Here is a 14,641-nt window from a genome sequence, read left to right as displayed (position 1 = left end):
GAAAAAAACTTACTCGAGTTCCGCCATCAGTTTGACCAGATGTTCAACCGCTTTCTGCTCATCTTCACCTTCTGCGGAGATGGTGACGACGGTGCCTTGAGTCAGGCCCAGAGTCTGCAGTTTAAACAGGCTTTTCGCGCTGGCGCTTTTGCCGTTGGAAGTCACAGTAATCTCAGAAGTGAAGCCTTTTGCTTCTTTAACAAACTGAGCAGCAGGGCGGGTGTGCAGACCGTTCGGAGCGGTAATGGTAACTTCTTGCTGGAACATTGTATTTCCCCAACTTATAGGTTTAGTGTTGTGGAACTAAAGTCTAGCCTGGCGGCTCAACTTTAGCCTGTATTGTTAGCGCCGGCGTAAACGGGACGCGACACAAAAGGTGTTCTACGCAATCCGTTGCTGGCAACTTAGCTGGCAACTTATGGCCGCTGACGTTTCGCTCGTCATTAAACATTATGCCGCGAAAGGAAGATTTGAACCAAATCATAAAATCGATTCAGCTAACGCTTTTCCTGTAACGATTAATTTCGCGCATCAAAATAATTAGTCTGGTTAAATACCAGTTCCGGCAGGGTGAATCAATGCCAGGTGAGGTGAAAGTTTGAAGCAGGCCACAAAAAAGCACCCAAAAAGGTGCTTTTTTACGCGTTTTTAACATGCTGGCATCACTGTTGCAGTTCTTTCTCAGTAAAGAGATCGGCGAACAACGCGGTGCTCAGATAACGCTCACCTGATGAAGGTAGGATAACCACAATATTCTTATTGGTAAAGCTTTCATCTTCCTGCAGCTTAAGCGCTGCAGCAACCGCGGCGCCGGAAGAAATTCCCGCCAGAATACCTTCCTCTTCCATCAGACGGCGCGCGGTAGAAATGGCTTCTTCATTGGTGATGCCAACCACTTTATCAATCAGTTTCAGATCCAGGTTGCCCGGGATGAAGCCTGCGCCGATGCCCTGAATTTTATGTGGGCCCGGTTTGATTTCTTCACCAGCCAGCGCCTGGGCAATAACCGGGGAGTCAGTGGGTTCTACCGCAACGGTGATAAGATCGGTTTTACCCTTCGTCCCTTTGATATAACGCGTGACGCCGGTTAACGTACCGCCAGTGCCGACGCCGGAGATAAACACATCCACCTGACCATCGGTGTCTTCCCAGATTTCCGGGCCGGTGGTTTTTTCATGGATTTCCGGGTTGGCAGGGTTGCTGAACTGCTGGAGCAGGAGATATTTTTGCGGATCGCTGGCGACAATTTCTTCGGCTTTCTGAATAGCGCCTTTCATCCCTTTCGCCCCTTCGGTCAGCACCAGATTCGCGCCTAATGCTTTGAGTAGCTTGCGGCGTTCAATGCTCATGGTTTCCGGCATGGTCAGGGTGAGTTTGTAACCGCGCGCGGCGGCGACATACGCCAGCGCAATACCGGTGTTGCCGCTGGTCGGCTCCACCAGTTCCACGCCAGGTTTCAGTACGCCACGCTTTTCGGCATCCCAAATCATATTGGCGCCGATACGGCACTTGACGCTGAAGCTCGGGTTGCGCGACTCCACCTTCGCCAGAATGCGTCCATTACCGATACGGTTCAGTCGAACCAGCGGCGTATGACCGATAGTCAGCGAGTTATCTTCATAAATCTTACTCATGGCCTGTCCTTAACTGTATGAAATTGGGATACCTTCCCAGCATACCTTCCAGCCAGATATGGGGAAGTAAGGATTTCGCATATCTATATGCTGATGGGAAATAATGGTTATCAGTATGGAATAAGAGACAGCATAAGCCATCTCTTATTTATACATTTTTACGTTATTTCCATAACGCGTGCTTAGCACGCCAGCAATCAACCCACATTGCCGTCGCGCCACAGACGGCGACAGGCATAATGAACAGGTTAAGCACCGGAATCATCGTAAAGAGGCTGGTGAGCGCGCCAAATTGCATATTCGCCACCTTCTGCGTGCGCAACGCGGCGCGCATCGTTTTAAACGGCACTTTGTGGTTATCAAACGGGTAGTCGCAATACTGGATCGCCAGCATCCAGGCGCTGAACAAAAAACACAGCACCGGCGCGATGGTTTGGCCAATGCCAGGAATAAAATAGAGAACCAGCAGCACAATAGCGCGCGGCAGATACCACGCCAGCTTTTGCCATTCACGTTTCATAATGCGCGGTACATCTTTCATGATGCCGAGTATGCCGGTATCTGGCGGCGTGGCGCCGGTTAACCGCGCCTCAAGCTGTTCGGCTAAAAGGCCGTTAAACGGCGCGGCGATCCAGTTGGCGAGGGTAGAGAAAAAATAGCCAAAGACCAACAGAACAGAGATAACCGCAATCGGCCACAGCAGATAGCTCAGCCATTGCAGCCAGTCCGGCACATGACTCATCAACGAAGGTATCCAGGCGTCAAGCTGGGTAAACAGCCACCAAAATGCGCCGCCCATCAGCACAATGTTGACCAGCAAAGGTAAAATAACAAAGCGGCGGATTCCCGGTAGGGTGACTAACTTCCATCCTTGCGAGAAATAATAGACGCCGCTACGTGGTACGGTTGTGGATGATGAAACCATATTCAGGACATACTCCTTTTTCTTAAAGCCCTGGGTAAACGTGGGATATCTTACCCGGTTATCAGACGGTGGATAGTTCGGAAATGTTCGAAAAAACAGCAAAAAGCACATTTTCCTTCATCTTTATGCTGCGAAAGCCAACAGTACACTTGCACTTGACGTAATCGGCAAATACTCTTAGTGAGTAAATGTTTGCCGTGGTGGCAAGGTGTTAGAACAACAGAGAATATAATGATGCAGGATTTGCGTCTGATATTAATCATTGTTGGCGCGATCGCCATAATCGCTTTACTGGTACATGGTTTCTGGACCAGCCGTAAAGAACGATCTTCTATGTTCCGCGATCGTCCACTAAAACGCATGAAATCGAAACGCGACGACGACTCGTATGACGACGATGTCGAAGAAGACGAAGGCGTGGGTGAAGTTCGTGTTCACCGCGTAAATCATGCCCCCGGCCAGTCGCAGGAGCATGATGCCCCTCGTCAGTCGCCGCAACACCAGTACCAGCCGCCTTATGCGTCTGCGCAACCGCGTCCAGCGGCGCCGCCGCAGCCGCAAGCGCCGATGCAACAGCCGGTTCAGCAACCGGTCCAACCTGCGCCGCAGCCTCAGCAGGTTCAGCCATCTGCGCCGCCGGTACAGCCGCCGCAACAGCAGCCTGCACCGCCGTCGCAAGCGCCGCAGCCTGTTGCGCAGCCCGCGCCGCCGCCATCAGCGCAAACCTTCCAGCCTGCGGAACCTGTGGTTGAGGCGGAACCGGTAGTGGAAGAAGCGCCGGTTGTGGAAAAACCGCAGCGTAAAGAGGCGGTCATCATTATGAACGTCGCGGCCCATCATGGCAGCGAGCTTAATGGTGAAGTGTTACTGAACAGTATTCAGCAGTCAGGCTTTAAATTTGGCGATATGAATATTTTCCATCGTCATTTGAGCCCGGACGGCAGCGGCCCGGCCTTGTTCAGTCTCGCGAATATGGTCAATCCGGGAACGTTCGATCCTGAAATGACGGACTTCACTACGCCTGGCGTCACTATCTTTATGCAGGTACCGTCTTACGGCGATGCGCTGCAGAATTTCAAGCTGATGCTGCAATCCGCGCAGCATATCGCTGATGAGGTCGGTGGCGTCGTGCTGGATGACCAGCGTCGGATGATGACGCCGCAGAAACTGCGCGAATATCAGGACCGCATCCGCGAGGTGATGGACGCTAACGCCTGAGGTTAACGCAGGTGTGACATTTTTAACGTAACCCCCGCCTGTCGGGGGTTTTTTATCATTGATGGTGTGATATGGAACCAATCGAACAACAACTGACAGAACTGCGAACCACGCTTCGCCATCATGAATATCTGTATCATGTGATGGATGCGCCAGAGATTCCCGACGCCGAATATGACCGCCTGATGCGGGAACTGCGAGAGCTGGAGGCGCAACGTCCGGACCTTATCACGCCGGATTCGCCCACGCAGCGCGTTGGCGCGGCGCCGCTGACGGCATTCAACCAGATTCGCCATGAAGTACCGATGCTGTCGCTCGATAACGTATTTGATGAAGAAAGCTTCCTGGCGTTTAACAAGCGAGTGCAGGATCGTCTAAAAAGCACGGAAAATGTCATCTGGTGCTGCGAGCTAAAGCTGGATGGCCTGGCGGTCAGCATTCTGTATGAAAACGGCGTGCTGGTGAGCGCAGCGACGCGTGGCGACGGCACCACCGGTGAAGATATCACTTCAAACGTGCGCACGATTCGCGCCATTCCGTTAAAGCTGCACGGCGATAACATTCCGGCGCGTCTTGAAGTTCGCGGAGAGGTATTTTTACCGCAGGCCGGGTTTGAAAAGATCAATGAAGACGCGCGCCGCACTGGCGGCAAAGTGTTTGCTAACCCGCGTAACGCGGCGGCGGGCTCGCTGCGTCAGCTCGATCCGCGTATTACGGCGAAGCGACCGCTAACATTTTTCTGCTACGGCGTCGGTATTCTGGAAGGCGGCGAGTTGCCGGATACGCATCTGGGACGTTTGCTGCAATTTAAAGCGTGGGGGTTACCGGTCAGCGATCGCGTGACGCTGTGCGATTCTCCCCAGGCGGTTCTGGATTTTTATCGCAACGTCGAAAAAGATCGCCCCACGCTCGGTTTTGATATCGACGGCGTGGTGATTAAGGTCAACTCGCTGGCTTTGCAGGAACAGCTGGGCTTTGTGGCCCGCGCGCCGCGCTGGGCGGTGGCGTTTAAATTTCCTGCTCAGGAGCAGATGACTTTTGTGCGCGATGTTGAGTTTCAGGTCGGGCGCACTGGGGCGATTACGCCGGTGGCGCGTCTGGAACCGGTTCAGGTGGCTGGTGTGCTGGTCAGCAATGCCACGTTGCATAATGCCGATGAAATTGAGCGACTTGGCTTGCGCATTGGCGATAAGGTGGTTATCCGTCGGGCAGGCGATGTGATCCCTCAGGTGGTCAACGTGGTTCTGTCCGAACGCCCTGAAGAGACGCGTCCGATTGTGTTTCCAACGCACTGTCCGGTGTGCGGATCGGACGTAGAGCGCGTTGAAGGCGAAGCCGTTACCCGTTGTACCGGCGGGCTGATTTGCGGCGCGCAGCGTAAAGAGTCGCTGAAACATTTTGTGTCGCGCCGGGCGATGGATGTAGACGGGATGGGCGATAAGATCATCGACCAACTGGTGGAAAGGGAGTATGTCCATACGCCAGCGGATCTGTTCCGTCTGACGGCGGGTAAACTGACCGGCCTGGACCGAATGGGGCCAAAGTCCGCGCAAAATGTTGTAAACGCGCTGGAAAAAGCCAAAGCGACGACTTTTGCGCGTTTTCTCTATGCGCTGGGCATCCGTGAAGTGGGTGAAGCGACGGCGGCGGGGCTGGCGGCTTATTTCGGCACGCTGGAGGCGCTGCAGACCGCTACCATTGACGAGTTGCAGAAAGTACCCGACGTGGGGATTGTGGTCGCTACGCACGTCTTTAACTTTTTTGCCGAAGAGAGCAATCGTGACGTGATTGGGCAGCTACTGGCGGAAGGGGTTCACTGGCCCGCGCCGGTAGTCATTAATGTGCAAGAGATCGATAGCCCGTTTGCCGGTAAAACCGTGGTACTAACCGGTAGCCTGAGCCAGATGTCCCGCGATGACGCTAAAGCGCGTTTAGCGGCGCTGGGCGCGAAAGTGGCAGGCAGCGTATCGAAGAAAACCGATCTGGTGATTGCCGGTGAAGCGGCGGGCTCCAAACTGGCCAAAGCGCAGGAACTGGGTATTACCGTGATTGATGAAGCGGAAATGATCCGCTTACTGGGTGCCTGAGATGGAAAAAGAGCAGCTGGTTGAAATCGCCAACACCGTGATGCCCTTTGGCAAATATCAGGGACGTCGATTGATCGACCTTCCGGAAGAGTATTTGCTGTGGTTTGCCCGTAAAGATCAATTTCCGGCGGGTAAACTAGGGGAGTTGATGCAAATCACGCTGCTGATTAAAACCGAGGGGCTGACGCAACTGGTACAGCCCCTGAAACGCCCGCTTTAAGCTTTCGCGGCGCGGCTTTCCTGCTGCGCCTGTAACTTCTCGGTCTGGCGTTTGTAGCGCCGCGCCAGCCCTGCGCAGACCATCAGTTGGATCTGGTGGAAGATCATCAGCGGTAATACCATCATACCCAGCACTGACGTCGGAAACAGAATATTGGCCATCGGGATCCCGTTGGCCAGGCTTTTTTTCGAACCGCAGAAGACAATAGTGATTTCGTCGGCTTTATTGAAGCCGCATTTACGGGCGACAAAGACGTTAATGGCTATGACGATCGCCAGCAGTATGAGGCTGACCACGACGATAAACAGCAGCGATCCCCAGCCGACTTTGTGCCAGATGCCGTTGACCACCGCTTCGCTGAACGCCGAGTAGACCACCAACAGAATAGAGGTCTGATCCGTTTTCGCGATCCACTTTTTGTTGCGCGCGACCCAATTGCCGATCCACGGGCGAGACAGGTGTCCCAGCACAAAAGGCAGCAGCAGTTGCAGCATAATTTTGCCCACCTCTTCCAGACTGCCCTGCGCGCCATGAATATTCATTACCAGACCGACCAGCAGCGGCGACAGGAAAATGCCCAGCAGGCTGGACGCAGACGCTGAGCACACCGCGGCCGCGACGTTACCGCCCGCGAGTGAAGTAAACGCAATCGCAGACTGCACGGTGGCGGGCAAAATACACAGATACAGAAAGCCACTGTAGAGCATAGGGTCGACATTGACAGGCGCCCACCAGGCAAACAGTACGCCGAGGACAGGAAAGAGCACAAAAGTGCTGCACATGACCCACAGATGCAACCGCCAGTGGCTGCCGCCAGCGATGATCGCTTCACGCGAAAGCTTCGCGCCATGCATAAAAAACAGCAGAGCGATGGCCGCTGTCGTAATGCCTTCAACGACAGGCACAAAGCCGCCTTCCGCCGGGAAAAAAGAGGCCAGTAGTACCACGGTGATAAGTGTCAGCGTGAAAGGGTCAAGGATACGAAAAAGTTTCATAAAAACTCCTGAAAGTCGGTGCAGCTATTTTGCGTTTTTCGCTTTGAGAAATAAAATTGATTTATTGCATCTATATATGAATCTAGTCGATGAACTATTCACTGCGTCAACTGCGTATTTTTATTACCGTCGCCCAGGCCAAAAGTTTCAGTCGGGCAGGGGACAGGATTGGACTGAGCCAGTCTGCGGTCAGTCATAGCGTAAAAGAGCTGGAGCGGCAAACCGGCGTCAGACTGCTGGATCGCACCACGCGTGAGGTGGTGCTGACCGAGGCGGGGCAACAACTGGCGACGCGTCTGGAGCGGGTGCTTGATGAACTGAACAGCATACTGCGCGATGCAGGCAGAGTAGGGACACAATTAACCGGCACCGTGCGCGTTGCCGCGAGCCAAACCATTTCTGCGCATCTTATTCCGCAATGCATTGCCCAAAGTAATTCACTTTATCCCGCTATTGATTTTGTATTGCACGATCGTCCGCAGCAGTGGGTGCTGGAGAGCATCCGCCAGGGTGAAGTGGATTTTGGCATCGTTATCGATCCCGGCGCAGCGGTGGATTTACAGTGTGAAGCCATCTTATCAGAGCCTTTTTTACTGTTGTGTCGCCAGGATCATCCGCTGGCGCATCAGGAATGGGTAAGCTGGCAGGATCTTAAACAGGCCTCGCTGGTCTTACAGGATTATGCTTCCGGCAGTCGACCGCTGATTGATGCGGCGCTGGCCCATTTTGCTATTGAGGCGGATATCGTGCAGGAGATTGGTCACCCGGCCACGCTGTTTCCAATGGTGGAAGCGGGAATCGGCATCAGCGTGCTGCCCGCGCTGGCGTTACCGCTCCCGCAGGGCAGCCACTTACAGGTTAAACGGCTGACGCCCGTAGTTGAAAGGCAGCTCATGCTGGCGCGGCGAAAAAACCGATCGCTCTCCACGGCGGCGCAGGCGTTGTGGGACGTGGTGCGTACTCAGGCCAGCGAATTAACCGCCGCGAGGGCGAAAGATCCGCTGTATCAGCTATAAATATCTATCTGTCCGTGTGTGAGGTGCGGTCTTGCCCTGCCATTTTTGACAGGGCTGTGTGTTAAAACAGGTATTTGATGGAATAAATAATGCCATCCTGCAGGAAGGATTCTCCTAACTTATTATCAGCGTAACGATATTGTACTCCTGCGGTCAGGTGAGGAGTCGCATTCCACCACAGCGCTACTGCGCCATTAATGCCATCTTTCCCGCCATTGCCCGCAGCGTAGGACGCATCGCGGTCAAACTCATACTCATTCCAGTTCGTTACGCTGAATTTCTCACTACCCAACGAGAAGCTATAGCCGGCCACCCAACCTAATACATAACCATTATCGCCTGTGTAGTAGGTCTGATCGGTATAACGTTTGGCAAAGAAGGGTTTAAACCAGTAACCGTTACCCGTGAAGTTATAGCCTAAACCATAGAGAAACATGTCATCATGGAAATTAGCGCGATGAGGTGAACCGTACGTCCCGTAGGCATGGAGATAGAGGTTTAATCCTGTATCGCTCAGATAAATACGGTTGGTATTTTTAAAGGTGTAACGCTGTTCGCTGCCTGGTTTAGCGTGGCGGCCATTGTAAAAATTTTCCCAGTCGAAGAACCCGTACATTTCTCCCCAGCTAAAATTCGCTCCGCCTTCCAGTTCCAGGTACCCAAAATCATCTTTATGGGATTTTTTACTGGTTTTTTCCGTGGTGTCTGATGTCCAGTCGAGGTAATGGAGGCCGATATCGGCGAACCCGCCTTTAAATTCCGCATGGGTGAGTGCGGGAATAATGAGTAAAGAAGAAAGCGTTAGAGTAAGAATTTTTTTCATAGCATATTTCCCTATGCCGATAATTATTAATGGGTTAATTAAAAAGAGGCAATTTATAAATATGAAAGCGGCATATTGTTAATATGAAGTGCAAGCAAAAACCAATACTGTTTTCCCTCTGTATTAATACAGAAGCGATCTAAATCTATCGATATTAAATGGCTATTGATGACACGTGAAAAGTGTATTGGTCAGCAAGGGGCGATGGTCGTTATAAAAAGGAGTCAAATTAAATCCGATAGAACAAGGAAACTTATGCCTCACGCTATTTTTTCTCATAATCCTGAGTATTGTGTTGATATTATTCATGCACATAAACCGGCATTTACCCCGCGCGTCGCGTTTATTTTAGGCTCCGGGTTGGGTGCTCTGGCGGATCAAATCGAAGATGCGGTAGCCATTTCTTACGAGAAATTGCCGGGATTTCCCGTCAGCACCGTACACGGCCATGCTGGTGAACTGGTGCTCGGCCATCTGGCGGGGGTTCCGGTGGCCTGTATGAAAGGCCGCGGACATTTTTATGAAGGGCGTGGAATGGCGGTGATGACCGATGCCATTCGCACGTTGAAATTACTGGGCTGTGAAGTGTTGTTCTGCACCAATGCGGCAGGATCTCTGCGTCCGGAAGTGGGGCCGGGTAGCCTGGTTGCGCTTAGCGATCACATTAATACGATGCCCGGTACGCCGATGGTGGGGCCAAACGATGATCGTTATGGCGATCGCTTCTTCTCGCTGGCTAATGCTTATGACGCAGATTATCGCGCCATGCTTCAGTCCGTTGCGGCAGAGGAGGGATTCCCCCTCACTGAAGGCGTATTTGTTTCTTATCCGGGTCCGAACTTCGAAACGGCGGCAGAAATCCGCATGATGCAGATTATTGGCGGCGATGTGGTCGGAATGTCCGTTGTCCCTGAGGTGATTAGCGCACGTCATTGTGGTCTCAAAGTTGTTGCCGTCTCAGCGATCACCAATCTGGCGGAAGGGCTGGGCGATGTAAAACTCTCCCATGCGCAAACGCTGGCGGCGGCTGAACTTTCCCGGCAGAACTTTATAAATCTGATTTGCGGCTTTTTACGTAAGCTGGCCTAACCACAATGACTACGGCCCCGTATTGGGGCTTTATCTCACGGCAAGGAATAAAAAATGGGTATTACGTCCCGCTTAAAAGTCATGTCGTTCTTGCAATATTTTATCTGGGGGAGCTGGCTGGTTACCCTGGGCTCTTACATGATCAACACTCTGGATTTTACCGGCGCGAATGTCGGTATGGTCTACAGCTCAAAAGGGTTGGCAGCGATTATCATGCCGGGCATTATGGGGATCATTGCTGATAAATGGCTGCGCGCTGAGCGAGCCTACATGCTTTGCCATCTGGTTTGCGCGGGGGCGTTATTGTACGCCACCACCGTTACCGATCCCCAGACGATGTTCTGGGTGATGTTGGTTAATGCGATGGCGTATATGCCAACGATTGCATTACCCAATAGCGTTTCGTACTCCTGTCTGGCGAAAGCAGGTCAGGATCCGGTAACGTCATTTCCGCCCGTGCGCGTTTTCGGCACAATAGGTTTTATTGTTGCGATGTGGACGGTGAGCCTGATGGGGCTGGAACTGAGCAGTGCGCAATTATACATCGCTTCTGGCGCATCGTTATTGCTGGCCCTGTATGCGCTGACGTTACCGAAAATTCCGGTAGCCGAGAAGAAGGCGAACACCACGCTTGTCAGTAAGCTCGGACTGGATGCTTTTGTTCTGTTTAAAAATCCACGCATGGCAATCTTCTTTTTGTTTGCGATGATGTTGGGGGCGGTGCTGCAAATTACCAATGTCTTCGGTAATCCGTTCCTGCATGATTTTGCCCGTAATCCTGAGTTTGCCGATAGTTTTGTGGTGAAGTATCCCTCTATCTTGCTTTCAGTTTCGCAGATGGCGGAAGTGGGCTTTATCCTCACCATTCCGTTCTTCCTTAAACGCTTTGGTATTAAAACGGTAATGCTGATGAGTATGCTGGCGTGGACGTTGCGTTTCGGCTTCTTTGCCTTTGGCGATCCATCCCCGTTTGGCTTTGTGCTACTGCTGCTGTCGATGATTGTTTATGGCTGCGCATTTGATTTCTTCAACATCTCAGGGTCAGTATTTGTAGAGCAGGAGGTGGACTCAAGTATTCGCGCCAGCGCGCAGGGGCTATTTATGACCATGGTTAACGGCGTGGGGGCGTGGATTGGGTCTCTTTTAAGCGGTATGGCCGTGGATTATTTTTCTATTGATGGTGTAAAAGATTGGCAAACCATTTGGCTGGTTTTTGCCGCCTACGCTCTGGCATTGGCCGTTATTTTTGCATTGTTCTTTAAATATCAGCACCATCCAGAAAAACTGTCGACCAAATCATTAGCACATTAATTTTATTTGACTGGCGAGAGGATGTTCGCCAGTCCATTTTTATGAACAAGGACACAGTATGAAAGAAATTATTCTCTCCTCCGGTATTGGATTTGGTATTGGCGCATTTTTTACTTTATGCCGTATACCTATTCCCGCACCAAATGTTTTACCCGGGGTATTATCTATTGTATTTATGTATATTGGGTATCTTGTCGTTAAATCTATTTTTTACTAGGTAATATGGTAAATTCCAGACGTTATCCCTTATTCCTGGAGTGCGATAGTGATGGAACGAGCCCATCGTATTGATCTAAAGCTATTACGTTATTTCCTCGCTGTTGCAGAAGAATTGCATTTTGGCCGGGCTGCTGCCCGGTTAAATATGTCACAACCTCCCTTGAGTATCCATATCAAAGAACTTGAACAGCAACTGGGTACATTGCTGTTTATTCGTCATTCCCGCAGCGTTGCATTAACCCATGCCGGGAAAGTTTTAATGGAGGAGTCACGTCGCTTGTTAGCCAATGCAAATCAGGCGCTGGCGCGAGTGGAGCAGATTGGTCGCGGTGAAGCGGGGCGCATTGAACTGGGTGTGGTTGGTACGGCGCTGTGGGGAAGAATGCGTCCTGCGATGCGTCACTTTTTGAAAGTAAATCCCAATGTTGAAGTACTTTTTCGCGAAAAGTCTCCAGGTATGCAAATGGCGTTGTTAGAGCGTCGGGAACTTGATGCAGGGATCTGGCGTATGGCTATCGAACCGGCAGTCGGTTTTACCAGCATACGTTTGCATGAATCTGCATTCATGGTTGCAGTTCCGGAAGATCACGATCTGGCATCCAGAGATTCTGTGCCGCTGTCGGCGTTGCGCAATGAATATTTTGTTACGTTGCCTTCCGTACATTCTGATTGGGGATTTTTACAACGTGTATGCCAACAGGCGGGTTTCTCGCCAATGATTATTCGGGAAGTGGTTGAGCCGCAAACGGTGTTGGCGATGATCAGTATGGGGATCGGGATTACGTTGATGGCTGATGGCTATGCGCAAATGAGCTGGCCGGGTGTGGTGTTCCGTCCGTTAGAGGAACGTATTCCGGCGGATTTGTATATTGTGTATGACCAGCAGCAGGCAACGCCAGCACTGGAGAAACTGGTGGCGGCGTTGACGGTATGATGTCTGTGCCGGATGGCGACTAACGTCTTATCCGGCCTACGTGTGCGGTGTCGTCTGTGCCGGATGGCGATTAACGTCTTATCCGGCCTACGTGTGCAGTGTCGTCTGTAGGCCTGATAAGCGCAGCGCATCAGGCAAGACCCGAACCTGCGGCAGGTTCGAATCTTATAAATCGCAGATAGCAAAAAGGCGCCTTTAGGGCGCCTTTTTACATTGGTGGGTCGTGCGGGATTCGAACCTGCGACCAATTGATTAAAAGTCAACTGCTCTACCAACTGAGCTAACGACCCGAAGTGGTGGGTGATGACGGGATCGAACCGCCGACCCCCTCCTTGTAAGGGAGGTGCTCTCCCAGCTGAGCTAATCACCCACTTCTCAATTTCTTATCTACACGGCGGAGACTACATAAAGTAGTTGGTGGGTGATGACGGGATCGAACCGCCGACCCCCTCCTTGTAAGGGAGGTGCTCTCCCAGCTGAGCTAATCACCCCCGCTGTGTGGAGTCGCATTATAGGGAGAGTTGAAAATGAGTCAACGCATTTTCTAAAGTTTTTGTTTGTTCGTCGTAAAATTAAACAAAACGATCGTGAATTACCCCGCACTGCATGATTTCTATACGGAAATAGCAAAGCGCAGTGTTCTGACCGGATCAACATTGAGGAATCAAGCCACAGTGATAGAATACAAGGCTATTCATCTTTCCAGGATTTGCCGGTTGTCGGCATCTTTATAAACGTAAGGCCATTTCATGAAAATCAAAACTCGCTTCGCGCCTAGCCCGACAGGTTATCTGCACGTCGGCGGCGCGCGTACTGCTCTTTATTCCTGGCTTTTCGCACGTCACCACGGCGGTGAGTTCGTGCTGCGTATTGAAGACACCGATCTTGAGCGTTCCACGCCGGAAGCCATTGAAGCCATCATGGATGGTATGAACTGGCTGAACCTAGAATGGGACGAAGGCCCATATTTCCAGACCAAACGTTTTGAACGCTATAACGCGGTGATTGACGAGATGCTGGAGGCGGGAACAGCCTATAAATGCTACTGCTCTAAAGAGCGTCTGGAGCAACTGCGTGAAGAGCAGATGGCGAAAGGCGAGAAGCCGCGTTATGACGGGCGTTGCCGTCACAGTCACGAACATCATGACGACGATGAGCCATGCGTGGTGCGCTTTGCTAACCCGCAGGACGGTTCCGTTATTTTTGATGATCAGATCCGTGGCCCGATCGAATTCAGCAATCAGGAACTGGACGATCTGATCATTCGTCGTACCGACGGTTCGCCGACCTACAACTTCTGTGTGGTGGTTGACGACTGGGATATGGAAATTACCCATGTGATTCGTGGCGAAGACCATATCAACAATACTCCGCGCCAGATTAACATTTTGAAAGCGTTAAACGCGCCGGTGCCGATGTACGCGCATGTGTCGATGATTAACGGCGACGACGGTAAAAAGCTGTCTAAACGTCACGGTGCGGTGAGCGTGATGCAGTATCGCGATGACGGTTATCTGCCGGAAGCGTTGCTGAACTATCTGGTGCGTCTGGGCTGGTCCAGCGGCGATCAGGAAATCTTCACTCGCGAAGAGATGATCAAGCTGTTCTCCCTCGGTGCGGTGAGCAAGTCTGCGAGCGCGTTCAACACCGATAAACTGCTGTGGCTGAACCACCACTATATCAATACGCTGGCGCCGGAATATGTGGCGACGCATTTGCAGTGGCATATCGAGCAGGAAAATATCGACACCCGTAACGGCCCGCAGCTTGCTGAACTGGTGAAGTTGCTGGGCGAGCGCTGCAAAACTCTGAAAGAGATGGCGCAGAGCTGCCGCTACTTCTATGAAGACTTCAGCGAGTTTGACGCCGATGCGGCGAAAAAACACCTCCGCCCGGTGGCGCGTCAGCCGCTGGAAGTGGTGCGCGACAAGCTGTCGGAGATTACGGACTGGTCAGCAGAAAACGTCCACCACGCGATTCAGGCCACGGCGGATGAGCTGGAAGTGGGGATGGGTAAAGTGGGGATGCCGCTGCGTGTGGCTGTGACCGGTGCCGGGCAGTCGCCTGCGCTGGATGTCACCGTACATGCGATTGGTAAAACCCGCAGCATTGAGCGTATCAACAAAGCGCTAGGCTTTATCGCCGAGCGTGAAAGTCAGCAGTAACGCCA

14 protein-coding genes and 3 tRNA genes are annotated in these 14,641 nt (G+C 52.0%); 9 read left to right on the top strand and 8 right to left on the bottom strand.

Features of this window, described 5'->3' with window-relative positions:
• Window positions 1-9: 9 nt before the first annotated feature.
• The 3 genes from ptsH to cysZ form a co-directional block, all read right to left on the bottom strand.
• Window positions 10-267, bottom strand: a complete 258-nt coding sequence (gene ptsH / locus ACFK9X_RS16860) for a phosphocarrier protein Hpr (RefSeq protein WP_000487600.1) — start codon at window positions 265-267, stop codon at window positions 10-12.
• 395 nt (window positions 268-662) lie between these two features.
• Window positions 663-1,634, bottom strand: coding sequence for a cysteine synthase A (gene cysK / locus ACFK9X_RS16855; protein WP_000036904.1), 972 nt, complete (start codon window positions 1,632-1,634; stop codon window positions 663-665).
• A 163-nt stretch (window positions 1,635-1,797) separates the two neighbouring features.
• Window positions 1,798-2,559: a sulfate transporter CysZ gene (gene cysZ, locus ACFK9X_RS16850; protein WP_151117094.1), complete on the bottom strand. Its 762-nt coding sequence runs from the start codon at window positions 2,557-2,559 to the stop codon at window positions 1,798-1,800.
• A 231-nt stretch (window positions 2,560-2,790) separates the two neighbouring features.
• Between cysZ and zipA the strand changes: the two genes are divergently transcribed.
• The 3 genes from zipA to ACFK9X_RS16835 all read left to right on the top strand — a co-directional run bounded on the left by zipA (window position 2,791) and on the right by ACFK9X_RS16835 (window position 6,084).
• Entirely contained in the window at window positions 2,791-3,777 is a 987-nt protein-coding gene (zipA, locus tag ACFK9X_RS16845; RefSeq protein ID WP_000983126.1) for a cell division protein ZipA, read from the top strand.
• Window positions 3,778-3,848: 71 nt separating this feature from the next.
• The gene (gene ligA, locus ACFK9X_RS16840; RefSeq protein WP_000433285.1) at window positions 3,849-5,864 is read left to right on the top strand and encodes an NAD-dependent DNA ligase LigA; all 2,016 of its coding nucleotides are present in this window, start codon (window positions 3,849-3,851) and stop codon (window positions 5,862-5,864) included.
• A 1-nt stretch (window position 5,865) separates the two neighbouring features.
• Window positions 5,866-6,084: a DUF3820 family protein gene (locus tag ACFK9X_RS16835; RefSeq protein WP_001519708.1), complete on the top strand. Its 219-nt coding sequence runs from the start codon at window positions 5,866-5,868 to the stop codon at window positions 6,082-6,084.
• Here the strand turns inward: ACFK9X_RS16835 and ACFK9X_RS16830 are convergent.
• On the bottom strand, window positions 6,081-7,079 hold the full coding sequence (locus ACFK9X_RS16830) for a bile acid:sodium symporter family protein (protein WP_000765569.1): 999 nt from the start codon (window positions 7,077-7,079) through the stop codon (window positions 6,081-6,083). The genes ACFK9X_RS16835 and ACFK9X_RS16830 overlap by 4 nt on opposite strands.
• A gap of 89 nt (window positions 7,080-7,168) precedes the next feature.
• On the opposite strand from ACFK9X_RS16830, the gene ACFK9X_RS16825 reads away from it, so the two are divergent.
• Window positions 7,169-8,095, top strand: a complete 927-nt coding sequence (locus ACFK9X_RS16825; protein ID WP_001109831.1) for a LysR family transcriptional regulator — start codon at window positions 7,169-7,171, stop codon at window positions 8,093-8,095.
• Window positions 8,096-8,156: 61 nt separating this feature from the next.
• Here ACFK9X_RS16825 and ACFK9X_RS16820 read toward each other — a convergent pair whose 3' ends face one another.
• Window positions 8,157-8,918, bottom strand: a complete 762-nt coding sequence (locus ACFK9X_RS16820; protein WP_000722930.1) for an outer membrane protein OmpK — start codon at window positions 8,916-8,918, stop codon at window positions 8,157-8,159.
• Between the two features lie 255 nt (window positions 8,919-9,173).
• Between ACFK9X_RS16820 and xapA the strand changes: the two genes are divergently transcribed.
• The 4 genes from xapA to ACFK9X_RS16800 are packed head-to-tail and all read left to right on the top strand — an operon-like array spanning window position 9,174 to window position 12,471.
• Window positions 9,174-10,007 carry a xanthosine phosphorylase gene (gene xapA, locus ACFK9X_RS16815; protein WP_017465501.1) on the top strand — a complete coding sequence of 278 codons (834 nt, stop codon included), beginning with the start codon at window positions 9,174-9,176 and terminating at the stop codon, window positions 10,005-10,007.
• Window positions 10,008-10,061: 54 nt separating this feature from the next.
• The gene (locus ACFK9X_RS16810) at window positions 10,062-11,318 is read left to right on the top strand and encodes a nucleoside permease (RefSeq protein WP_151117092.1); all 1,257 of its coding nucleotides are present in this window, start codon (window positions 10,062-10,064) and stop codon (window positions 11,316-11,318) included.
• A 58-nt stretch (window positions 11,319-11,376) separates the two neighbouring features.
• Window positions 11,377-11,535 (top strand): XapX domain-containing protein, encoded by a 159-nt coding sequence (locus ACFK9X_RS16805; RefSeq protein ID WP_000658727.1) that lies wholly within the window; start codon window positions 11,377-11,379, stop codon window positions 11,533-11,535.
• 51 nt (window positions 11,536-11,586) lie between these two features.
• Window positions 11,587-12,471: a LysR family transcriptional regulator gene (locus tag ACFK9X_RS16800; RefSeq protein WP_000438889.1), complete on the top strand. Its 885-nt coding sequence runs from the start codon at window positions 11,587-11,589 to the stop codon at window positions 12,469-12,471.
• A gap of 214 nt (window positions 12,472-12,685) precedes the next feature.
• Here ACFK9X_RS16800 and ACFK9X_RS16795 read toward each other — a convergent pair.
• The 3 genes from ACFK9X_RS16795 to ACFK9X_RS16785 form a co-directional block, all read right to left on the bottom strand.
• A tRNA-Lys gene (locus tag ACFK9X_RS16795) sits at window positions 12,686-12,761 on the bottom strand.
• Window positions 12,762-12,765: 4 nt separating this feature from the next.
• Window positions 12,766-12,841 (bottom strand) — tRNA-Val (locus ACFK9X_RS16790).
• Between the two features lie 45 nt (window positions 12,842-12,886).
• Window positions 12,887-12,962: transfer RNA gene (locus ACFK9X_RS16785), tRNA-Val, on the bottom strand.
• A gap of 258 nt (window positions 12,963-13,220) precedes the next feature.
• Here ACFK9X_RS16785 and gltX point away from each other — a divergent pair.
• Window positions 13,221-14,636: a glutamate--tRNA ligase gene (gltX, locus tag ACFK9X_RS16780; protein WP_023245213.1), complete on the top strand. Its 1,416-nt coding sequence runs from the start codon at window positions 13,221-13,223 to the stop codon at window positions 14,634-14,636.
• Window positions 14,637-14,641 lie beyond the last annotated feature (5 nt).

Origin of the sequence: Salmonella sp. WC3 (assembly GCF_042932255.1) — a bacterium.
GTDB lineage: Bacteria > Pseudomonadota > Gammaproteobacteria > Enterobacterales > Enterobacteriaceae > Salmonella > Salmonella enterica.
This window is presented reverse-complemented; position numbering and strand designations above follow the sequence as displayed.